This is a genomic window from uncultured Roseobacter sp., assembly GCF_947501835.1.
Classification (GTDB): domain Bacteria; phylum Pseudomonadota; class Alphaproteobacteria; order Rhodobacterales; family Rhodobacteraceae; genus Roseobacter.
In genome coordinates this window covers 726817-748294 of record NZ_CANMXR010000001.1, presented here as the reverse complement: position 1 = coordinate 748294, position 21478 = coordinate 726817, and the positions used below count along the sequence as shown (strand labels likewise).

At 59.7% G+C, this 21478-nt stretch carries 27 protein-coding genes; 16 read left to right on the top strand and 11 right to left on the bottom strand.

The annotated features are described in order from the left end of the window. Window positions 1-124: 124 nt before the first annotated feature. The 7 genes from sucD to mdh form a co-directional block, all read right to left on the bottom strand. Window positions 125-1012, bottom strand: a complete 888-nt coding sequence (sucD, locus tag Q1A20_RS03660; protein WP_299915944.1) for a succinate--CoA ligase subunit alpha — start codon at window positions 1010-1012, stop codon at window positions 125-127. Between the two features lie 54 nt (window positions 1013-1066). Then, the gene (locus Q1A20_RS03655; RefSeq protein WP_299403439.1) at window positions 1067-1864 is read right to left on the bottom strand and encodes a class I SAM-dependent methyltransferase; all 798 of its coding nucleotides are present in this window, start codon (window positions 1862-1864) and stop codon (window positions 1067-1069) included. Window position 1865: 1 nt separating this feature from the next. Beyond that, window positions 1866-2348, bottom strand: a complete 483-nt coding sequence (locus Q1A20_RS03650) for a hypothetical protein (RefSeq protein WP_299403441.1) — start codon at window positions 2346-2348, stop codon at window positions 1866-1868. Further along, a complete protein-coding gene (locus Q1A20_RS03645; protein WP_299915943.1) occupies window positions 2345-2869 on the bottom strand; it encodes a hypothetical protein in 525 nt (174 codons plus the stop codon). Before Q1A20_RS03645 ends, Q1A20_RS03650 begins: the two co-directional genes overlap by 4 nt. A 4-nt stretch (window positions 2870-2873) precedes the next feature. Then, entirely contained in the window at window positions 2874-4067 is a 1194-nt protein-coding gene (gene sucC / locus Q1A20_RS03640) for an ADP-forming succinate--CoA ligase subunit beta (RefSeq protein WP_298970362.1), read from the bottom strand. Window positions 4068-4266: 199 nt separating this feature from the next. Beyond that, entirely contained in the window at window positions 4267-4857 is a 591-nt protein-coding gene (locus Q1A20_RS03635; protein WP_299403445.1) for a TetR/AcrR family transcriptional regulator, read from the bottom strand. A gap of 103 nt (window positions 4858-4960) precedes the next feature. Then, on the bottom strand, window positions 4961-5923 hold the full coding sequence (gene mdh / locus Q1A20_RS03630) for a malate dehydrogenase (protein ID WP_298970359.1): 963 nt from the start codon (window positions 5921-5923) through the stop codon (window positions 4961-4963). Between the two features lie 192 nt (window positions 5924-6115). On the opposite strand from mdh, the gene Q1A20_RS03625 reads away from it, so the two are divergent. Beyond that, window positions 6116-6871 carry a sulfite exporter TauE/SafE family protein gene (locus tag Q1A20_RS03625; protein ID WP_299403447.1) on the top strand — a complete coding sequence of 252 codons (756 nt, stop codon included), beginning with the start codon at window positions 6116-6118 and terminating at the stop codon, window positions 6869-6871. Between the two features lie 92 nt (window positions 6872-6963). On the opposite strand, the gene Q1A20_RS03620 is transcribed toward Q1A20_RS03625, so the two are convergent. After that, window positions 6964-7296 (bottom strand): hypothetical protein, encoded by a 333-nt coding sequence (locus Q1A20_RS03620; protein ID WP_298970355.1) that lies wholly within the window; start codon window positions 7294-7296, stop codon window positions 6964-6966. Between the two features lie 328 nt (window positions 7297-7624). Between Q1A20_RS03620 and Q1A20_RS03615 the strand changes: the two genes are divergently transcribed. From Q1A20_RS03615 to Q1A20_RS03545, 15 genes are all read left to right on the top strand, one after another. Further along, window positions 7625-8482 carry a CoA ester lyase gene (locus Q1A20_RS03615; protein ID WP_299403449.1) on the top strand — a complete coding sequence of 286 codons (858 nt, stop codon included), beginning with the start codon at window positions 7625-7627 and terminating at the stop codon, window positions 8480-8482. Between the two features lie 4 nt (window positions 8483-8486). Continuing rightward, the gene (locus tag Q1A20_RS03610) at window positions 8487-9044 is read left to right on the top strand and encodes an NnrU family protein (RefSeq protein ID WP_299403452.1); all 558 of its coding nucleotides are present in this window, start codon (window positions 8487-8489) and stop codon (window positions 9042-9044) included. Window positions 9045-9061: 17 nt separating this feature from the next. Then, window positions 9062-9265 (top strand): DUF1737 domain-containing protein, encoded by a 204-nt coding sequence (locus Q1A20_RS03605; protein ID WP_299403454.1) that lies wholly within the window; start codon window positions 9062-9064, stop codon window positions 9263-9265. Next, entirely contained in the window at window positions 9265-10299 is a 1035-nt protein-coding gene (locus Q1A20_RS03600; protein ID WP_299915940.1) for a MaoC family dehydratase, read from the top strand. The genes Q1A20_RS03605 and Q1A20_RS03600 overlap by 1 nt, the downstream gene beginning before the upstream one ends. 23 nt (window positions 10300-10322) lie before the next feature. Continuing rightward, window positions 10323-11042, top strand: a complete 720-nt coding sequence (locus Q1A20_RS03595) for a DUF4344 domain-containing metallopeptidase (protein WP_299915938.1) — start codon at window positions 10323-10325, stop codon at window positions 11040-11042. 58 nt (window positions 11043-11100) lie between these two features. Then, a complete protein-coding gene (locus Q1A20_RS03590; protein ID WP_299405110.1) occupies window positions 11101-11763 on the top strand; it encodes a DUF1194 domain-containing protein in 663 nt (220 codons plus the stop codon). Between the two features lie 155 nt (window positions 11764-11918). Next, the gene (gene sdhC, locus Q1A20_RS03585) at window positions 11919-12302 is read left to right on the top strand and encodes a succinate dehydrogenase, cytochrome b556 subunit (protein ID WP_299499739.1); all 384 of its coding nucleotides are present in this window, start codon (window positions 11919-11921) and stop codon (window positions 12300-12302) included. A 9-nt stretch (window positions 12303-12311) separates the two neighbouring features. Continuing rightward, window positions 12312-12683, top strand: a complete 372-nt coding sequence (gene sdhD / locus Q1A20_RS03580; protein WP_299739792.1) for a succinate dehydrogenase, hydrophobic membrane anchor protein — start codon at window positions 12312-12314, stop codon at window positions 12681-12683. 49 nt (window positions 12684-12732) lie between these two features. Further along, window positions 12733-14538 (top strand): succinate dehydrogenase flavoprotein subunit, encoded by a 1806-nt coding sequence (gene sdhA / locus Q1A20_RS03575; protein ID WP_298970345.1) that lies wholly within the window; start codon window positions 12733-12735, stop codon window positions 14536-14538. A gap of 120 nt (window positions 14539-14658) precedes the next feature. After that, window positions 14659-15354, top strand: coding sequence for an FkbM family methyltransferase (locus Q1A20_RS03570; protein ID WP_299915936.1), 696 nt, complete (start codon window positions 14659-14661; stop codon window positions 15352-15354). Continuing rightward, entirely contained in the window at window positions 15351-15680 is a 330-nt protein-coding gene (locus Q1A20_RS03565; protein ID WP_298970341.1) for a hypothetical protein, read from the top strand. Before Q1A20_RS03570 ends, Q1A20_RS03565 begins: the two co-directional genes overlap by 4 nt. A 19-nt stretch (window positions 15681-15699) precedes the next feature. Further along, complete coding sequence (locus Q1A20_RS03560; protein ID WP_298970339.1) at window positions 15700-16479, top strand: succinate dehydrogenase iron-sulfur subunit; 780 nt, start codon at window positions 15700-15702, stop codon at window positions 16477-16479. 3 nt (window positions 16480-16482) lie between these two features. Then, window positions 16483-17196 carry a hypothetical protein gene (locus tag Q1A20_RS03555; RefSeq protein WP_299403476.1) on the top strand — a complete coding sequence of 238 codons (714 nt, stop codon included), beginning with the start codon at window positions 16483-16485 and terminating at the stop codon, window positions 17194-17196. A 7-nt stretch (window positions 17197-17203) separates the two neighbouring features. Further along, complete coding sequence (locus Q1A20_RS03550) at window positions 17204-17416, top strand: hypothetical protein (protein WP_298970334.1); 213 nt, start codon at window positions 17204-17206, stop codon at window positions 17414-17416. 32 nt (window positions 17417-17448) lie between these two features. Then, on the top strand, window positions 17449-18291 hold the full coding sequence (locus Q1A20_RS03545; protein ID WP_299405112.1) for a DUF1989 domain-containing protein: 843 nt from the start codon (window positions 17449-17451) through the stop codon (window positions 18289-18291). 2 nt (window positions 18292-18293) lie between these two features. Here the strand turns inward: Q1A20_RS03545 and deoD are convergent, their stop codons facing one another. The 3 genes from deoD to Q1A20_RS03530 all read right to left on the bottom strand — a co-directional run bounded on the left by deoD (window position 18294) and on the right by Q1A20_RS03530 (window position 21395). Further along, complete coding sequence (gene deoD / locus Q1A20_RS03540) at window positions 18294-18998, bottom strand: purine-nucleoside phosphorylase (RefSeq protein WP_299403480.1); 705 nt, start codon at window positions 18996-18998, stop codon at window positions 18294-18296. Between the two features lie 4 nt (window positions 18999-19002). Further along, window positions 19003-19338 (bottom strand): H-NS histone family protein, encoded by a 336-nt coding sequence (locus tag Q1A20_RS03535; protein WP_299403483.1) that lies wholly within the window; start codon window positions 19336-19338, stop codon window positions 19003-19005. An 89-nt stretch (window positions 19339-19427) separates the two neighbouring features. Continuing rightward, the gene (locus tag Q1A20_RS03530) at window positions 19428-21395 is read right to left on the bottom strand and encodes a protein meaA (protein WP_299915932.1); all 1968 of its coding nucleotides are present in this window, start codon (window positions 21393-21395) and stop codon (window positions 19428-19430) included. Window positions 21396-21478: the final 83 nt, after the last annotated feature.

The following is a 21478-nucleotide window of genomic DNA, read 5'->3' as shown; positions in this document are numbered from 1 at the left end:
TCCCCAAGGTCAGGCGCTCCCCTCAGTATATGGGATTGCCATATGGTGACCGTCCGGGGCTCCGCCCGTTCGGACCTCAAACGCGCCACTGGAGCGTTTGCCTCGCGTATGCTCGAACCGGTCCTCACCCCTTCTCAATCGCCTCTTTCACCGCTTCGCCCAGTGTCGCGGGGCTGTCTGCCACCACGATGCCAGCGGCGCGCATGGCTTCGATCTTGTCTTCGGCGCCACCTTTGCCACCGGCGACAATCGCGCCCGCGTGGCCCATGCGGCGGCCCGGAGGCGCCGTGCGGCCTGCGATGAAGCCTGCTGTGGGTTTCCAGCGGCCCTTTTTCTTCTCATCTGCCAAGAACTGTGCCGCGTCTTCCTCGGCGCTGCCGCCGATTTCACCAATCATGATAATGCTTTGCGTTTCGTCATCGGCCAGAAACATTTCCAAAACGTCAATGTGCTCGGTCCCCTTGATCGGGTCGCCGCCGATGCCCACGGCTGTCGATTGGCCATAGCCCAGATCGGTGGTCTGCTTGACGGCCTCATAGGTCAGCGTGCCGGAGCGTGAGACCACGCCGCAGGAACCGCGTTTGTGGATGTGTCCGGGCATGATGCCGATCTTGCAAGCATCCGGCGTGATCACGCCAGGACAGTTCGGCCCCACCAGACGTGACCCGGATCCTTCCAGCGCGCGCTGCACCTTCATCATGTCCAAAACGGGGATGCCTTCGGTGATGCAAACGATCAGTTCCATCTCGGCATCGATGGCCTCCAGAATGGAATCGGCGGCGAAGGGCGGCGGCACATAGATCACGCTGGCATTGGCCTGCGTCACATGTTTGGCCTCATGCACGGAATTGAAAACCGGCAGGTCCAGATGGGTTTGCCCGCCCTTGCCGGGGGTCACGCCCCCCACCATTTTGGTGCCGTAAGCAATGGCCTGTTCAGTATGGAATGTGCCCTGAGAGCCGGTGAGGCCCTGGCAGATCACCTTGGTATTTTCGTCAATAAGTACGGCCATTTTGGTTCCCTTTTTGGTATTACAAGGTCCGGATGAGAAGAGGATTGCGGCGGGTCATGCGCGACCTGCCTTGTGCAGCAGCACGGTGATGTTGTCGTCAACAGGCAGGGCCAGTTTGTTCACCAGCTCTGTGTCAAAACCCGCCTTGCGGGCGGTTTCGGTCAGCGTCTTGAGGGTAAAATAGTTCACGTGATCGGGATAGCGGAAGCCACACCATTTCGCGCCCACCAGGCGACGGTTGATAGAACCGAAATTAGGCACGCGAATGTAGATGGCACCGCTCTCTTTCAGGGCACGATGCGATCCCTTGAGCACCTGCATCACATCGGTTTCGTGCTCCAGATAGGAGTGCATGATGATCCCGTCGAACTGGCCTTGATCGAAGGTCCAGATGGCCTCGGCGCCAGCGCCATGCGCGCAATAACCGCCCTGTTCCCGCATATAAGCGTCAGCCTGCGCATGCAGCCCCTTGGACAATTCAATGCCATAGGGTGTCATCGGGGGGGCAATGCGCCCGCCGTGCCCGCAGCCGATGTCCAGCACATGGCCATCGTTGAACCATACCCGGTATTTGTCGTGTTTGTTGCGGTGCGTCAGCCCGAGTTTCTTGCGCAGCGCACGGATGCCGGGGCTGAGCGAGGTGGAGCCTTTGGAGGCCTCTTTCTTGACCTCATAGGTCTTTTCCCAGGCAAAGTCCTCTTCCAGCGCTTCATAAGCGACCGGATTGCGCAGATAGGTCATGTCGCAGGCGGTGCAGCGCACGATCTGCCAGTCTTGGGGCGAATACTGCGGCCAGGGTACGATGTCGGTTGCGTCGCAACAGGGGCAGGGTCGTGGCGCTGTGTCGAGCATCTCAGAACGCCTCCCATCCAACGGGCAAACGGTCAACCACCATATAGGTGCGGTTGTCTCGCGTCCCCACATGCACCACGGCGACGCGCCCGCGCAGAAGCTCTCTGCCTTCGAGGAGCGCGGTTCCCGGCTCGGGCGCATGTGTACGCGGCAGGTCAATTTTGAAGCCAAAGACCGGCGGGGTCGCCATCTGGGCGCGCAGGGCCGCGATCGCTTTGGTCGTGTGCTCCCCGTCAAAAGCAACTTCGCACCGCCGTTCGATTACAGCGATGGTATCGGGCGCCGGCTCCAAGGTCTTGTCCCAAAATGTCAGCATGTAAGGCAGCGGAGTGCCATCGCGCGCTGCCATCCGGGCGCGGGCCTCGCTGGCGGTCTGACCGGCCTTGAAACAAACCGCATTGAAGCTTGCAATCGCCGGATCAGCCAAAGCGGTCGCAGGGGCTGCCGCGCCGAGCCAAAAGGATATGAGGGCAAGCCGGATCATGTCGCACCCGGTCGGAAGTAAATCAGCGCATAGCGGTACCAGCCGACGCTCACCGTGCGTTCAGTGGCAATCAGCGCCGTCGGATTGGTCGGCAAAGACCACGCCTGTTCTATGTTTTGCCCCAAGGGGGCTGGATCGACCGCGCGGGCACCTGGGTAGGTGGCGGCCACGTAATTCTGGAACCGCGTGGTCTGGCCGGTGCGCGATTCCGCCTGTACCATACACATCTTGTCCGAGACGGCCACCGCCGGGCGGCGATCATCGATCACATAGGCGCGGGCGCCCGGCGTTTTTTCCGGAAGCGGCACATATCCGGCCGCGCGGAGTGCTGCATCATCACGCGGTCCTTCCACACAGAAGCGGTCAAACGCGCTGACCATCAGCGCGGGGCTGCTTTTCGGAACCAGATTGAATCGCCACATGTTGCGCAGCTCCGCCGTGTCGGAGGAGACGCCCTGGGCGGAGCAGGCGCTGAGAGCCAGCGCACCGCAAAGCAATGCAAGTGGAAAAACGCCCCGCACGTGCTTAGCCTTTTACGGCCTTCACGATTTTCTGCGCGCCGTCTTTCAGATCATCGGCGGCGATCACATCCACGTCGGAATTGTTGATGATGTCTTTGCCTTCCTGAACGTTGGTGCCTTCCAGGCGTACCACCAGCGGCACCTTCAAACCCACTTCCTTGACCGCAGCCACCACGCCTTCGGCGATCACATCGCAGCGCATGATGCCGCCGAAAATATTCACCAGGATGCCTTTGACGTTGTCGTCGGAGGTGATGATCTTGAAGGCCTCGGTCACCTTTTCCTTGGTGGCGCCACCGCCCACGTCGAGGAAGTTGGCAGGCTCCGCGCCATAGAGTTTGATGATATCCATGGTCGCCATAGCCAGACCCGCGCCATTGACCATGCAGCCGATCTCGCCATCGAGCGCGATGTAGTTGAGGTCGTATTTCGAGGCCTCAAGTTCCTTGCTGTCCTCCTCGGTGGTGTCACGCAGCTCGGCGATGTCGGGGTGGCGATAGATCGCGTTGCCGTCGAAGCTGACCTTCGCGTCCAGCACTTTCAGATCACCACTGTCGGTCACGATCAGCGGGTTGATCTCCAGCATCTCCATGTCTTTTTCCATGAAGGCTTTGTAGAGCAGCCCCATCAGGCCCACGCATTGCTTGACCTGTTTGCCTTCCAGCCCCAGCGCAAAGGCGATGCGGCGCCCATGAAACGCCTGATAACCAGAGGCCGGGTCGACGGAGAAGCTAAGGATTTTTTCAGGCGTTGCCGCGGCCACCTCTTCGATGTCCATGCCGCCCTCGGTGGAGCAGACAAAGCTGACGCGGCTGGTCTGACGATCCACCAGCAAGGCAAGATACATTTCGGTCTCAATGCCTGAACCATCCTCGATGTAGATGCGGTTGACCTGTTTGCCCACCGGACCGGTCTGGTGGGTGACCAGCGTACGCCCGAGCATCTTCTTGGCTTCTTCCGAGGCTTCTTCGACGGATTTGGTCAGCCGGACGCCCCCCTTGTCACCTGCATCCGCTTCCTTGAACTTGCCCTTGCCGCGCCCCCCTGCGTGGATCTGTGCCTTGACCACCCACATCGGGCCATCGAGCGCGCCAGCTGCTGTCTTGGCTTCTTCAGCCCGCAACACCACACGCCCGTCGGAGACCGGCGCGCCGTAGCTGCGCAGCAATGCTTTTGCCTGATATTCGTGGATGTTCATGGATTTGGTCCCGTGCTTTTGTGGATCGGTTCAGCTCCCGATATAAAACGTGAATTTTCTGCGATGAAACCGGTTTATCCCCAGAGACCGGGTTCACAGCGCGAAAATTGCATTTTGTGATCACAGCATTTCGGGCTGTGATCACAAATAATCAGGCAAGATCAATTTTCATATAATGCAGGGGATTCGCAGGGGTATTTTATGAATCAAAGGTAAACAGACGCCGGGCAGTTTCCACCATTTGATCCTGATACTGTTCCTGCGGCCATTCCCGGATCAAAACCAGGTTTTCCCAATTGCTCACCGATAAAATCGACCAGAGCAAATCTGTGGCCGTTTCCGTGTCAAGACGTGGTGTAAGATCGCCATCTTCTGCCAGGGCCAGGATGGCGGCTTCGCAGCCTTCGCGCATATCCGACATGCGTTTTGCCCAGGCAGCGGATGCTTCCGCATCTTTCGGGGCCATATCCAGCAGCGGCCGTGCGACGCAATAGATTTGTGGCAGATACGTACACCATGCCAAAACAAAGGCATCAAGACGCGCGCGACCGGTTCGGGCCGTACGGCTGGCCCTTAGCATACCGTCCAAGTCGAGCTTTTGATCCAGCGCTTTCGTGGCGGCAATCAACAGATCGGCACGCGAATTGAAATGCAGGTAAATCGCTTGACGGCTGACACCGGCTTTCTTGGCCACGTCGGAGAGGCGTACCGCCCCGCCTGCGCCCGAACTCAGCAGGTGCAAGGCCGCGGCGACAATGCGGTCGTATGTGGGAAGGGCGTTTCTTGACATGGCGTAAAGAACCATGCACCTAAGGCACAGTCAACGCCATTTGATCACGTCGCATGAAAAAAGCGCCCCGGTGGGGGCGCTTTTGCTGTGTTTGTTGTGCAAGTCAGGAAAGACTGTTGTCGATGCCTTTGCACGCTTCGACCAGGCCTTTGACAGCGTTGACGGAGTTGTCGAACATGGATTGCTCATCTTTGTTCATCGAAATCTCGACAACGCGCTCAATGCCACCCGCACCGATCACCGTTGGCACGCCGACGTAAAATCCTTTCAACCCATAGGCGCCATCGACATAGGCGGCACAGGGCAGAACGCGTTTTTGATCTTTCAGATAGCTTTCGGCCATCTCAATGGCGGAGGTTGCTGGTGCATAAAATGCGGAGCCGGTCTTGAGCAGACCGACGATTTCGGCACCGCCGTCACGGGTGCGCTGCACGATCGCATCGAGTTTTTCCTGCGTGGTCCAGCCCATTTTCACCAGATCGGGCAGGGGGATGCCAGCGACAGTGGAATAGCGGACGAGGGGCACCATTGTGTCGCCATGACCGCCGAGTACAAAGGCGGTGACGTCTTTCATGGAAACGTCAAATTCGCTGGCCAGGAAATGGCGGAAGCGCGCGGAATCCAAAACACCCGCCATGCCGCAGACCTTTTCATGGGGCAGGCCGGAGAATTCGCGCAGCGCCCAGACCATGGCATCAAGCGGGTTGGTGATGCAGATGACGAAGGCGTTTGGCGCATGCGCGGCGATGCCCTCGCCGACGGATTTCATGACCTTCAGGTTGATGCCCAGCAAATCATCGCGGCTCATGCCGGGCTTGCGCGCAACGCCAGCCGTGACGATGCAAACATCCGCCCCTGCGATGTCCTCGTAGGATTGTGTGCCGGACAGTGCCGCGTCGAATTTGGCCGACGGGCCGCTTTCCGCGATGTCGAGCGCCTTGCCTTCTGGAATGCCTTCCGCAATGTCGAAAAGGACGACATCGCCCAGTTCTTTCAGCGCTGCCAGATGGGCAAGGGTGCCGCCGATCTGACCTGCGCCGATCAGCGCGATTTTGGGTCTGGCCATGGATTTTGCTCCGCGTTCGGTTGAGATTGCGTCTGTGCTATCCAATAGCGCGTGGTTGCGCAAGTTTGCTTGCGCGGTTGTCTTTGGCGAGACGGTATCGTGATGTGGGCGGACCGAATCGTGTGCAGATTTACCACCTGCGCGCCGCTCCGCGGGCAACGCGGGCGGAATTTACGGGTGAAGGGGTTGTGAGTGCTGACACTGGACTGGATGTTTTTTGCCATCGCAGGGCCCGCGGTGGTGTTTGCGGGGGTGTCGAAAGGCGGATTCGGCTCCGGCGCTGCCTTTGCATCGGCAAGTGTTTTGGCACTGGTGTTGGAACCCGGGCTGGCGCTGGGGGTGATGTTGCCGCTGCTGATGCTGATCGATGCGGCAACCTTGCGACCCTATTGGCGCAAATGGGACAATAAAGATGCGGTGCTACTGATCCTCGGCGGACTGCCCGGGGTAGCGCTGGGTGCGCTCTTGTACAAAGTTGCGGAGCCGGATGTCTTTCGTGTGTTGATCGGGGCAATTTCGGTCGGGTTTGTGGTGTGGCAACTGGCAAATGCCAACGGCCTGGTACGCCGCGTCCAGCACGTACTTCCCGTTTGGGCGGGCGTGTTGGCTGGTGCTGTCGCGGGATTCACAAGCTTTGTCAGCCATGCAGGCGGACCACCGGCAGCTGTCTATCTGTTGTCAAAAGCGCGTACGAAGACCGATTATCAGGCGACGACTGTCCTGGTCTTTTGGGTGATTAACATCGCCAAATTCATCCCCTACGCTTTTTTGGGCATGTTCACCCTGCAGACCGGTATGGCAAATCTGGCCTTGGCCCCCTTTGCTCTGGCCGGGGCGTGGCTCGGTGTGCGCGCGCATCATATCGTGCCTGAGCGCCTTTTTTTTGCACTGACTTATGTTCTTTTGAGCATCACCGGAGCCAAGCTGATCTGGGATGGCCTGACCTGAGGAGCGATGGCCTGCAGCCCTGAGTGGTGGGCGATCAGGCAAGCGGATCAAAGATCGGATCCCTTATGGTGGGCACGCGGCCCACCCGTCATTTATGCGTCGTTGCCCTTGGCAGGCAGGGCCTCTGCCAACGTCTCAAAAGACTGGCCGGAAGCCACCAGGCATGTCAGCCCGTTGGGCGTTGTGACGGTAATTGTCCACGTGCCGGTTTCATCCGATGCAAATACTTCGATGACGGCATTGTTGGCGCCAAGGCCCATGGATTGGCGGGTTTCGCCATAGCCGTCGGCAAGCCGGTCAACAACGGCATCACGGGGTGCACAATTACGTGCATTTTGTGCAGCAGCGTCAGTGGTGGTAGCGATATAGAGTGCGGCTGCAGCGCTGAGCGCGCCCAAATGCAGCATTTTGGATGTGCGTGTCATAGTGTGTCTGCCTTCATGTCAAAGGCGGCACCCGCTGTCATCTGGCCCGACCGGTTTCCCGGCGATGACCGGGCGGCCCCGGTTCAATAAATATGCCTGCAATATTAAGGATTATTCCACTCGCAGCGGCCTAGCTGAAGCAACCTTTGCCCAAATATTCGACGGGATCAGCATCCCGCTTAGGATTGAAATATTGGTTAATCAGCCGCGCGATATAGATTGCATTTGATATTTGCTGCATTGCGGCATAATTGCGCTTGAACTTTCTTTCAAAAAATGCCCCATTCCGCGCAACTTTGTAACGCGTTTAAGCTTTTGGAACCTGAAGATGAAAAACCTGTCCCGCCCGCTCCGATCTGTTCTGTACATTCCCGGGTCCAAACCCCGCGCTTTGGACAAAGCCCGCGGGCTTCCGACAGACGCGATTATTTTCGATCTCGAAGATGCGGTGGCACCGGATGAGAAACCCGGCGCGCGCGATCTGTTGTCGCAAGCGCTGTCTGCGGGCGGATATGGCGAGCGTCTGAAGATTGTGCGCATCAATGACCTGTCGACTCAATGGGGCGCTGAGGATGCAAAAGCAGTCTGCGCGATGGCGGCAGATGCGGTTTTGCTGCCGAAGGTGAGCAGCCCCGAAGACCTGGAGGCGCTGGCAGAGATCACTGGGGATCTCCCGCTTTGGGCGATGATGGAAACGCCGGTGGGCATGCTGAACGCAGCTGCGATCGCAGCGCATCCGCTGTGCCAGGGCATGGTTATGGGCACCAACGATCTGGCCAAGGACATGGGTACGCGATTTCGCAGTGACCGAATGCCTTTGATCACCGGCCTTGGTTTGTGCCTGTTGGCGGCCAAAGCGCATGGGGTTGCGGCGATCGACGGTGTTTATAATGCTTTTCGGGATGAAGACGGGCTGGCTATGGAGTGTGCGCAAGGCCGTGACATGGGATTTGACGGCAAGACGTTGATCCATCCGGCACAACTTGAAATCGCCAATGCCGCCTTTTCGCCGACCGCGGACGAAATCGATCTCGCGCGCCGTCAAATCGCGGCCTACGATGATGCGATTGCGAAAGGAGAGGCCGTTGCCGTTGTGGATGGGCGGATCGTGGAAAATCTGCATGTTGCAACCGCCCGGGAAACACTGGCAAAGATGGACGCGATAACAACTCTTAGCGCGGAGTAGGCCAATGACCCTTCTTATTCTCGGAGTGATCCTCTGGATCCTCGCCCACTACTTTAAACGGCTTGCACCGGATCAGCGCGCCGCACTTGGCATGCCCGGCAAGGGCCTCGTCGCAGTGGGTATTCTGGCGGGGCTGGCGCTGATGATCATGGGCTACCGCGCTGCAGATTTCGTCCCGGTCTGGCAGCCACAAAGCTTCATGGTGCATGTGAACAACTCGCTGATGCTGCTGGCGTTCTGGGTCTATGGCTCCAGCGCCGCGAAGGGGGCCAAGGCGTGGCCAGCCAGCAAGATCCGGCACCCGCAGCTGACCGGTTTCAAGGTCTGGGCCTTCGCACACCTGCTGGTCAACGGCGATCTGGCCTCGATCCTACTCTTTGGCGGTCTGCTGGCCTGGGCCGTGGGCGAGGTGATCCTGATTAACCGCGCCGAGCCGGACTGGACGCCGCCGGAGCCTGCGGGCACCGCCACCTATGTGCGCCTCGCGGTGATCAGCCTTTTGCTGTTCAGCATCGTTGCGGGCATTCACATCTGGCTGGGCGTCTGGCCCTTCCCCGTCTGAATCCACCGGAGCTTGCCATGAAACTCTATCGTTTTCTGTCCGAAGAGGACACCTCGGCCTTTTGCCACAAGGTGACCGAGGCCCTGAACAAGGGGTGGGAGCTTTACGGCTCGCCGACACAGACCTTTGATCAGGCCAGTGGCGTGATGCGCTGCGGGCAGGCCGTGGTGAAAGAGGTAGACGGCACCTACGCGCCCGACACCAAACTGGGGGCGCAGTGATGGGCACGAAAACCAACGCGGGCCGCTTTTTCGAAGACTATGCCCTGGGGCAGATGATCCACCACGCGGTGCCGCGCACGGTGAAGATGGGCGAGCGCGCGCTTTACCACATGCTCTACCCCGCGCGTCATGCGCTCTATTCCTCGGACCAATTTGCGCAAGGCTGTGGTCTGCCGTTCAGCCCGCTTGATGATATGGTGGCCTTCCACGTGGTCTTTGGCAAAACCGTGCCGGATGTGTCGCTGAATGCAGTGGCCAATCTGGGCTATGCACAGGGCCGCTGGATCACGCCGGTCTGGCCCGGGGATACGCTGCGCTCGGTCTCCGAAGTGATCGGGGTAAAGCAGAACTCAAATGGTAAGACAGGTGTTGTCTGGGTCCGCACCACGGGGCTGAACCAACATGATGAAACGGTGCTGGAATATGTGCGCTGGGTGATGGTGCGCAAACGCGATCCGCAGACGCCAGCACCCGAAGCTGTGGTGCCGGATCTGCCCGACGCGGTCGCCGCAGAGGATCTGGTGATCCCGAAGGGGTTGGATTTCAGCAACTACGATTTCACCCTGGCCGGGGAACCGCACCGGTGGGGAGACTATCAGATCGGGGAGCAGATCGATCACGTCGATGGCGTGACGGTCGAAGAAGCCGAGCATATGATGGCCACGCGGCTGTGGCAGAACACCGCCAAGGTACATTTTGACACCACGGCCCGCCCGGACGGGTCGCGCCTGATCTATGGGGGTCATGTGATTTCAATGGCGCGCAGCCTGAGCTTCAACGGGTTGGCCAATGCCCAGATGGTGGTGGGTCTGAACGGCGGTGCCCATGCCAATCCCTGCCTCGCGGGCGACACGATCCGCGCGTGGTCCGAAGTGCTGGATAAGTCAGAGACATCAGCCCCCGGCGTGGGGGCGTTGCGGTTGCGACTGGTGGCCACCAAGGGGGGCGAACCCTTTACCTTGAAGGGGGCAGATGGCAAGTATTTGCCGCATGTGTTGCTTGATCTGGATTACTGGGCACTGGTCCCGTCGTAATCCCTGCGCTTGGAGGAGAGCACATGATAAGAGCATGGATGGCAGGTCTTTGTGCCGCTGCACTTTTGGCCATTGGTCCCGGGGCTGCACAGACGCGCACGGATGACTTCGTCGCGGCCAATCTGCTGGCGATCACCTATCACGAGTTTGGTCATGCGTTGATCGACATCCTGCAACTGCCTGTTTTCGGGCAGGAAGAGGATGCGGCGGATGTGCTGAGCGTGCTGTTGATCGATGCTTTCTATGAAGAAGAAGCTGCAGCGAGCATCATCTATGACGCCGCCTTCGGGTTCCTGAACGATGCAGAGACCCACGATCAGGTATTGTGGGACGTGCACGGCCCGGATTTGCAGCGCTACTATACGATGATCTGCCTTTTCTACGGCGCCAATCCGGACGCGCGCGCGGATCTGGCGCAGGAGCTGGAGCTGCCAGAGGAACGCGCCGAGAGCTGTGAAGAGGAATTCCTGCTGGCGGATGACAGCTGGGGGCCGGTGCTGGATGACATATCGCAGGACGCACCGGGCAAGAGCATCGTGTTCAAAGCCGGCACCAACCCGTTCATCGATGCGGTAATGGCCGAGGAGGTCGCAGCGCTCAATGAGGATTTCGTCTTGCCTGAGACGCTGACCGTCCGCAGCGAAGATTGCGAGGAGGTGAACGCCTTCTACGATCTCGATACGCGCGAGATCATCATTTGTACCGAACTGGACGGCTATTTGCGCGACGTCGCAGATTTTTGAAGCCACGATCGCAGTTTCTGATGGGAATGTGCCGAAGGTTGCGTAGTCTTGGGCCATGATGCGGATGCTTGCGATATGTCTGACCGTGATGTTGGGCGCGCGGGCGGGCTATGCCTGCCAATTGGCGCTTGTTCTGGCCGTGGATGTCTCGGGGTCCGTTGACGAACGCGAATACCAGATCCAGATGCAGGGGCTCGCCACCGCATTGCGCGATGGCACGGTGATTGATGCGCTGATCGAACAGGAGGCACAGGTCACGTTGATCCAATGGACCGGGTCTTCACGACAACGCCAGACCATTCCCTGGCGCGCCATCGGCTCGGCGGCGGATGTGACGGGTCTGGCCGATGAGATCGCTGCGAACCGCCGTGTCTGGCGCAACTATTCCACGGCGATTGGCGAGGCGTTGCTTGCAGCAGAACATGCACTTGCCGCGGTAGCTCATTGTAAGCGCAAGGTTATTGACGTCTCGGGAGATGGCATTTCCAACGAAGGTGTGCTGCCACGCGAGCGTCATGCGTCGCTGGCGGCGATGGATGTGACCGTCAATGCGCTGGCCATCGAAACGGATGATGACGATCTGACGGGCTGGTTTTACGAGAACTTGATCCGGGGAGAGGGGGCGTTTGTCATCACTGCAAACGGGTTTGAGGACTACCCCGCCCAGATCCGGCGCAAACTGCAGCGCGAGACGACCCGGCAATTGAGCCATCTGCCATAACGTGATCACACCCCGGATTGCTGTGATCACAAAATCGTTGAAATTGGCTATTTTGCTCAAATCGCGCCAATTTACCGCGCCGAATGCGGGCCGATGTGCGTGACAAGGCCGTAATAAGCAGTAAAAAGAACAGCAGGGAACAAAAGGAATCTTTTATGGCTGATGTAAATCGGGGCAACCGCCCTTTGTCGCCACACTTGTCGATTTATCGCCCTCAATTGACGTCGATGACATCGATCCTGACGCGGATCACCGGCAATGCGCTGCTGATTTCGTCCTTGCTGGTGGTGTGGTGGTTTTTGGCCGCGGCAACATCGCCTGAATATTTCGCCTATGCCGACGGCGTTCTGACCAGCTGGTTCGGCGATCTGGTCATGACCTTGTCGCTCTGGGGGCTGTGGTATCATACTCTGGCAGGGCTGCGGCATCTGATCTGGGATCAGGGCATCGGGCTTGATCTGGATACCGCCTACAAGCTGGGCTACGCGGTCATCGGCGGCTCCGTCGTTCTGACCCTGCTGACCATCGCAATCGTTTAGGAGGCTGGCATGAGCTATCTGACAGACCGTAAGCGCGCCATCGGCATGGGATCGGCCAAAACCGGTACCGAGCATCACTGGTCCATGACCGTCAGTTCCGGCGCGCTGCTGATCCTGATCCCGCTTTTCGTCTTTACCTTCGGCCCGATGCTGGGCGCGTCCTATGAGGAGGTCACCGCCACCTTCAACCGCCCGTTCCCGGCGGTGATTGCAGGGCTGACCATCATCGTGACGTTCAAACATTTCGCGGGCGGTGTTCAAGCGCTGATCGAAGACTATGTGCATGGGTTGGCCCAGAAAGTCGCCATCGTGGCGATGACCTGTGTATCTTACGCGGCCATGGCCGTGGGCCTCTATGCAATCGTGCGCCTTGCGCTCTAAACCCAATGACGTGCGGGCCCGGGCCTGCGCAGACCCAGGAGAATGACCCATGGCTGCTTATGAATATGAAACACATGAATATGACGTGGTGGTTGTGGGGGCTGGTGGTGCTGGCCTGCGCGCGACCCTTGGCATGGCGGAGCAGGGGCTGCGCACGGCCTGTGTGACCAAGGTTTTCCCGACCCGTTCCCATACTGTGGCGGCTCAGGGGGGCATCGCCGCGTCGCTGTCGAACATGGGCCCCGACAACTGGCAGTGGCACATGTATGACACGGTCAAGGGATCGGACTGGCTGGGGGACACGGATGCGATGGAATACCTCGCCCGCGAAGCCCCAAAGGCGGTTTACGAACTGGAGCACTACGGCGTGCCGTTTTCGCGCACCGAAGAGGGCAAGATCTACCAGCGTCCCTTTGGCGGCCATACAACCGAGTTTGGCGAAGGCCCTGCGGTGCAGCGGACCTGTGCCGCCGCCGACCGCACCGGTCACGCGATCCTGCACACGCTTTATGGTCAGAGCCTCAAGAACAATGCTGAATTCTACATCGAGTATTTCGCCATCGACCTGATCATGTCCGAGGACGGTGTCTGCCAAGGCGTGCTCTGCTGGAAGCTGGATGACGGCACGCTGCACCTCTTTAGCTCCAAGATGGTGGTGCTGGCCACAGGCGGCTATGGTCGCGCCTATTTCTCGGCGACTTCGGCGCATACCTGCACCGGTGACGGCGGCGGCATGACGGCCCGTGCGGGTCTGCCGCTGCAGGATATGGAATTCGTGCAGTTCCATCCCACCGGCATCTACGGCGCGGGATGTCTGATCACCGAAGGCGCGCGTGGCGAAGGCGGTTATCTCACCAACGCTGAAGGTGAGCGCTTCATGGAACGTTACGCGCCGCAGTACAAAGACCTCGCACCGCGCGATTACGTCTCCCGCTGCATGACCATGGAAATTCGCGAAGGCCGGGGGGTCGGCAAGAATGGCGACCACATCCACCTCAACCTCAACCACCTGCCGCCCGAGACGCTGAAACTGCGCCTGCCGGGCATTTCGGAAAGTGCGCGGATTTTTGCGGGTGTGAACCTGAACAAGGAGCCGATTCCGGTGCTGCCGACTGTGCATTATAATATGGGCGGTATTCCAACGAACTACTGGGGCGAAGTGCTGGCCCCCACATCGGATGATCCTGACCGCGTATCGCCCGGCCTGATGGCTGTGGGCGAGGCGGGCTGTGCCTCGGTGCATGGGGCCAACCGTCTGGGGTCGAACTCGCTGATCGACCTGGTGGTCTTCGGGCGTGCGGCGGCGATCCGGGCGGGCAAAATTGTCGATCCTGAAACGGCGGTCCCCACACCGAATGCCGCTTCGGTGCAGGCCGCGCTCGACCGTTTTGACAACACCCGTTACGCCAAGGGCCATACGCCCACTGCCGAACTGCGGCTCGAGATGCAGCAATGTATGCAGAAAGACGCGGCCGTCTTCCGCGCCAATGACACGCTGGCCGAGGGCAAGAAGGCCATGGATGAGGTCGCGGGCAAATGGGCCGATGTGGGTGTGACCGACCGCAGCCTTGTCTGGAATTCCGATCTCATGGAAACATTGGAACTGGCCAACCTCATTCCCAATGCCGTGGCCACGATCACCGGGGCCGAAGCGCGCAAGGAAAGTCGCGGGGCGCATGCCCATGAGGATCACCCGGAGCGCGACGACAAGAATTGGCGCAAGCACTCACTCATTTGGTTCAAGGGCAACAAGGCGTCACTAGGCTACCGCGGTGTGCACGAACAGCCGCTGACCAGCCACAACGATGGTGGCATAGATCCCAAGAAGATCGCTCCGAAGAAACGGACCTTTTGATGCGCATTTGTGGCGGACAGTTCCCTGCAGAATTGCGCCCGGCGTGGCTTTCGCCGAGGGTGCCGCGCGCCGTGGCCCCCTGCAAATCGGCCAGCCTGGGCTGAGCGGGATAGACACGGAATGCTCCAGGACCTGCGCCGCACGCTGAGATCTGAAGGGATGGTCGCCCATCCCATCAAAACGCGTGCGCCTTACCTGCGCAGCTATCAGTTTAAGCCTGATGTGGTGTTTGATGTGGGCGTTGATAAAGGCACCGCTTGGCTCTACCGCAGTTTTCCGGATGCGCAATTTGTGCTGGTTGACCCGCAAAAACACAGTGCCGAAAAGGTGCGTGAACGGGATGTGCTGGACAGCTTCCATTTTCACGCCACGGCGCTGGGCGCGCATGAAGGCAAGGCGACGCTGATGGTGCCGCATTCCGACAAGGGCGAGGAAAAGGGCATGGCCAGCCTGCTGCGCCGCACCGATCCTGCCGCGGCGACATTCATCAAGACCGAAAAGCATTACGTGCCGGTCAAGCGGCTCGATGATATCGCCCTGGCCTATTCGGGGCGTGTGGGGTTGAAAATCGACACAGAGGGGTCCGAGCTCGACGTGCTGAAAGGCGCGCAGGACACTCTGAAACGTTGCGATTTTGTGATACTGAAGCTGTCAAACACGCAACGCTTCGCCGGTGTCGGGCTGCCGTCACAATCGGTGGCGCTGCTTGCAGAGGCCGGGTTGGAGTGGCGCGATGTGCTGCACACCGGGTCCGGCCCCGGCAAGAAAGCGCATCCGCGTTTTATGAATGTCTTATTTACAAGGTGGACCACATGATCCGTTTCCTTCTTCCCGCCGCTTTGCTCCTGTCAGCTTGCGCTGATGTGCAACAGGCAACCGACACAGCCGGGCGTAACGCCGCCAAAACAGCGCTGCCCGAAGCGCTGGCAATCTATTTTCCGCAGGTGCCCAAGCAACTGTTCCAGCCCTTCACGAATTGCGTGGTCGACAATGCGGATGCCAGCGAAGTGCAATCTCTGGCCGCGGACGCGGTGACCGGCGCGGATGAAAACACCGCCGATACGATCAGATCGGTGCTTGCGCGCGTTGAAACTCAAAATTGCCTGCGCGCGGCTGCCCCCGCCGCCCTGGCGACCCTATAGTTCACACAGGAGACCCGACATGGTTCAACTGACACTGCCGAAGAATTCCCGGATGACCAAGGGCAAAACCTGGCCCAAACCGGAAGGCGCGAACAACCTCAAGAAGTTCACAATCTACCGCTGGAACCCGGATGACGGGGAAAACCCGCGCACCGACACCTATTTCGTCGATCTGGATGCTTGCGGCCCGATGATCCTGGACGCGCTGATCAAGATCAAGAACGAGATCGACCCGACCCTGACCTTCCGCCGCTCCTGCCGCGAAGGCATCTGCGGCTCCTGTGCGATGAACATCGACGGGATCAACACGCTCGCCTGTATCTACGGTATGGATGAGGTGAAGGGCGATGTAAAAATCTACCCGCTGCCGCATATGCCCGTGGTCAAGGACCTCATTCCCGACCTGACGCATTTCTACGCCCAGCACGCCTCGATCATGCCGTGGCTGGAGACCAAGACAAACCGTCCGGCGAAAGAATGGAAGCAGTCCATCGAAGACCGCAAGAAGCTCGACGGGCTTTATGAATGCGTGATGTGTGCCTCCTGCTCCACCTCTTGCCCGAGCTACTGGTGGAACGGCGACCGCTATCTCGGCCCAGCGGCGCTATTGCACGCCTACCGTTGGATCATCGACAGCCGCGACGAGGCCACGGGCGAGCGTCTGGACGATCTGGAAGATCCGTTCAAGCTCTACCGCTGTCACACCATCATGAACTGCGCCAAAACCTGCCCCAAGGGCCTGAACCCCGCAGAGGCGATCGCGAACATCAAGAAAATGATGGTCGAACGCCGGGTCTGACCTTTGGAGATTGCGCCGCATTGGGCCGCGCTGGGGCTTGCAACGCTGGCAGGGCTGTCGATCCCGCTGGGCGCCAGCCTGGCGGTGGTGCGGTTCAACGTTTTCCCAGAGTGGCTCGGGAGTGAACTTCGCCACGGTGTGATCGCCTTTGGCGCCGGTGCGCTGCTGGCTGCTGTCGCGCTCGTTTTGCTGCCCGAAGGCAGCGCGCGCCTGTCTGCTTTGCCGGCCCTTGGCTGGTTCCTCGCGGGCGGCATTGGATTTGCGCTGATTGACCGTGCCGTCGCCGCCAGCGGCGGCAAGCTCGCGCAGTTCCTTGCGATGATGATGGACTATCTGCCCGAAGCCATGGCGTTGGGGGCGCTGATCACCGGCAACCTTGAGACAGCGCTGCTGGTGGCATTGTTGATCGCGTTGCAGAACCTGCCCGAGGGGTTCAACGCGATGCGGGAAATGTCCGAGGCGTCAGGAAAACACCCGCCTTTGTGGCTGTTTTTCCTGATGGTGCCCCTTGGTCCCCTGGCGGCCTGTATCGGTTTGTTGCTGCCTGCGACCTATGATCCGGTGATCGGTGCGGTCATGATGCTGGCGTCAGGCGGGATCATCTATCTTATGTTTCAGGACATCGCGCCGGAAGTCCCGCTGGAGAACACGATGCTGCCGCCGTTGGGCGCGATCTTGGGGTTTAGTGTCGGACTCGCCGGGCATATGTTGATCTGAGGGCGTTATGCACATTGTCATCGGTCTGATCGTCGCTTTTATCGTCGTCGCGCTCTATGCACGACGCAACCGGGCCACACGCAGATGCCGCTGGCGTGAAGACCGCACCGGCGACCGCGGGAACCTTCGCAAATATAAATGCGCCGCCTGCGGGGCCGAAGCCTACACCGCGCAGAAAGGGCCGCCGCGCGATTGCAAATCCCATTTGCCGCCTGTTTGATGGTGTAAATCTTGTAAAAGGACGTGTCCGTTTTGACCGAACCTGCCGATGCCGAGGCGCGCCGCGCCGTCAAACCCGTTATCTGCTATCCGGTGGACACCCTGCCTGCACCTGATATGGCGCTGTATCACCGCGCGCGGAGCGCAATGCAAAAGCTGGATGAAGTGCGGGTCCCGCCGCGTGAGGCCCGCTGTTTTCAGGTGCCTGCAGGGCACTTCTTTCGCATCACCAGTGTCGAAGGGCCGCAAGTCGGCGACCTGAACCTTTTCAACGCGCGTGATGTGAACGAGCGGTTCTATTCCGGCAAAACCCGCGCGCTGCACGGCACCCACATCACCACCGGACACCGCATGTGGTCTGGCTTTCCGCATTTACGCCCGATGGCAACCGTGACGCACGACACGCTTGGCTGGTATGGGATCGATCCCTTCGGCGGGTCCGTGCACGATGTGATCGGGACACGGTGTGATCCCTATACCCACAACCTGCTATCCGGCGGGCAGTACCATCATTGCTGCCATTCCAACCTGACCCGTGCCCTGGCCGATCATCTGGATGTTTCAGAGGCGGAGGCCGAGCCGCATGTGCATGATGTGCTGAATGTTTTCATGTGCACCGGCTTTACCCGGGACACAGGGCAGTATTTCATGAAGGCGTCACCGGTGCGCCCGGGGGATTATCTGGAGTTTTTCGCGGAGATTGACCTGCTTGGCAATCTGAGCGCCTGCCCGGGGGGCGATTGTTCCTCCGAGCATTCAAGCGATACCGCCGCCTGCCATCCGCTGCTGGTGGAGGTTTTTGCCCCCGCTGAGGGGGCATTGTCGGGGTGGCAACCACCCGCCATCAACGGCTACGATCAATCACACGGGGCATGACCTCAGGCAAAGGCCGCGTCGAGCGCAATCTCCACCATATCGCCGAAGGTCTTTTCGCGATCTGCCGCCGGGAGCGCCTCGCCCGTTTGCAGGTGATCGCTTACGGTTAGAACGGCAAGGGCCCGACGCCCGTGGCGTGCAGCCAATGTGTAAAGCTCAGCCGCTTCCATTTCGACGCCGAGGATACCGTGCCGCACCATCTGTTCGTCCAGATCGGGCCGTTCCGCGTAAAACACATCTGATGAATAGATGCCGCCGACATGGGTTGTGGTGCCCTTGGCCTTGGCTGCGGCAACGGCGGCGGACAGCAGATCAAAATTGGCAGTCGGCGCGAAATTCACTTCCTTGAAAATGCCTGACGATGGCGAGGTGATGGTCGTGGCGGACATGGCGATGATCACATCGCGCACCGCCACATGCGCCTGCATCCCGCCACAAGATCCGATGCGGATCAGGGTCTGGGCACTATATTCCGATATCAACTCATTCGCGTAGATCGAGAGCGACGGCATCCCCATGCCTGAGCCCTGAATGGTTACGTGGTTCCCCTTATAGGTGCCGGTGAAGCCCAACATGCCCCGTACCTCATTGACCAGCTTGGCATCTTGCAAAAAGGTCTCCGCCGCCCATCGCGCGCGATAAGGATCGCCGGGCATCAGAACGGTTTCGGCGATATCGCCGGGGGCGGCGCCAATATGGATCGTCATCCGGTTAGATTTCCAGGGTTTTGGGGTCAACGCCCCCTGCTACCGCGTCTTTGTACCAAGCGGGTTGACGCCCCATCCCGCTCCATGTCTGAGCCGCGTCTGCCGGATTGGCATATTTCGGCTCACGCACCTTCTTTGGAGCGGTCTTTGCTTTCTTTTTCGGCGATGACGCAGCGCCGTTTGTCAGGTCCGCAAGGCTAAAGCCGAATTTTGCTGCTGCCGCTTCAGCGGCTTTTTTCGCTTCGCGACGCTCTTTATTTTCCAGCGTTTTCAATGCTTTCTGAGCATCCTTGATCACTTTTTCCAGCTGTTTGCGGTTCATTTTAGTCAGGTTCGCCACGGCCCATTCCCCTTTATAGTCGGCGGTTGATACAACTATCTCCCGACAGGATACAAGAGCCTGGCGCTCAACGCGTTTTTCAGGGCAGGTTATTCGGCGGCAACAGCCTGCGGATCGGCCAGCGTCACGATGTCCATCATGATGGTGTTCAGCTCGAAATCCTTGGGCGTGTAGACCCGGGCGACGCCCATCGCGCGCAGCCGGTCCGCATCATCGTCAGGGATGATGCCGCCGACAATCACCGGGATATGACCCAGCCCTGCCGCGCGCATTTGCGCCATCAGGTCTTCGACCAGTGGAATATGCGAACCCGACAGGATCGACAGGCCCACCACATGGGCTTCATCTTCCTGTGCTGCGGTCACGATTTCTGCGGGTGTCAGGCGGATGCCTTCATAGGCGATGTCCATGCCGCAATCGCGCGCGCGCACGGCGATCTGTTCGGCGCCGTTGGAATGGCCGTCGAGGCCCGGCTTGCCCACGAGGAATTTCAGCCGTCGCCCCAGCTTGTCGCTAACCACGTCCACCGCATCGCGCAGATCATCGAGCCCTTCGGTCTTGTTGGAGCGGGCGCCAGAGACACCGGTCGGCCCGCGATATTCACCATGTACGGCACGCATCTGCGCCGCCCATTCGCCGGTCGTCACACCCGCCTTGGCTGCCGCAATTGAGGGCGCCATCACGTTGCGCCCCTCTGCCGCCGCGGCGCGCAGATCGGCGAGCGCTGTCTTGACGGCCTTCGCGTTACGATCTGCGCGCCAGGCGTCTAGCCGCGCGATCTGTTCCGCCTCAACCGCCGGGTCGACCACCATGATGCCACCATCGCCGGTCATCAGCGGCGAAGGCTCGCCCTGCTGCCATTTGTTCACCCCAACGACGATGGTTTCACCCGCCTCGATCCGGCCCAGACGGTCGGCGTTGCTGTCGACCAACCGCGCTTTCATATAATCGATCGCCTCAATGGCGCCGCCCATGCCGTCGAGAGTTGCCAACTCATGACGTGCGCCGTCTTTCAGCGCTTCGACCTTGGCGTCAACGGCGGGGTTGCCATCAAAGAGATCGTCAAATTCCAGCAGGTCCGTTTCATAGGCCATGATCTGTTGCATCCGCATCGACCATTGCTGATCCCAGGGGCGGGGTAGGCCAAGCGCTTCGTTCCACGCGGGCAGCTGCACCGCGCGGGCGCGGGCCTTTTTACTGAGCGTCACGGCCAGCATCTCGATCAGAATACGGTAGACATTATTCTCAGGCTGCTGTTCGGTCAGGCCCAGCGAGTTCACCTGTACGCCATAGCGGAAGCGGCGGAACTTCGGGTCCTCGACGCCGTAGCGCTCGCGGCAGATTTCATCCCAGAGGTCCACAAAGGCGCGCATCTTGCACATCTCGGTCACGAAACGGATGCCCGCGTTCACGAAAAACGAAATCCGACCGACCAGCGCCGGGAAATCCTCTGCAGGCACGCGGGGTTTCAGGGCGTCCAACACCGCCGTGGCCGTGGCCAGTGCGAATGCCAGCTCCTGCTCCGGCGTCGCGCCTGCCTCTTGCAGGTGGTAGGAACAGACGTTCATCGGGTTCCATTTGGGCACGTTCGAATAGCAATACTCGGCCACGTCCGCGATCATCTTGAGGCTGGGGGCGGGCGGGCAGATATAGGTACCGCGGCTGAGGTATTCCTTGATCAGGTCATTCTGGACGGTGCCCTGCAGCTTCGAGACATCGGCGCCCTGTTCTTCGGCCACCGCGATATAGAGCGCCAGCAGCCAGGGGGCCGTGGCGTTGATCGTCATCGAGGTGTTCATCTGTTCCAGCGGGATCTGGTCAAAGAGGGTGCGCATGTCACCCAGATGGCCGACGGGCACGCCGACCTTGCCCACTTCACCTCTGCTGAGCACATGATCGCTGTCGTAACCGGTCTGCGTTGGCAGATCAAAGGCGACGGAAAGGCCGGTCTGCCCCTTGGCAAGATTGGAACGATAAAGCGCGTTGGAAGCTTGCGCGGTTGAATGTCCCGCGTAGGTGCGGATCAACCAGGGGCGGTCTTTGCGGGCGTCTGACATGCGGACCTCGTGAATCAACTTGGTAATTTTATTTCGTCACAAGACTGATACTTGGAATATTATGCCTATGTCAATTCGCTGCG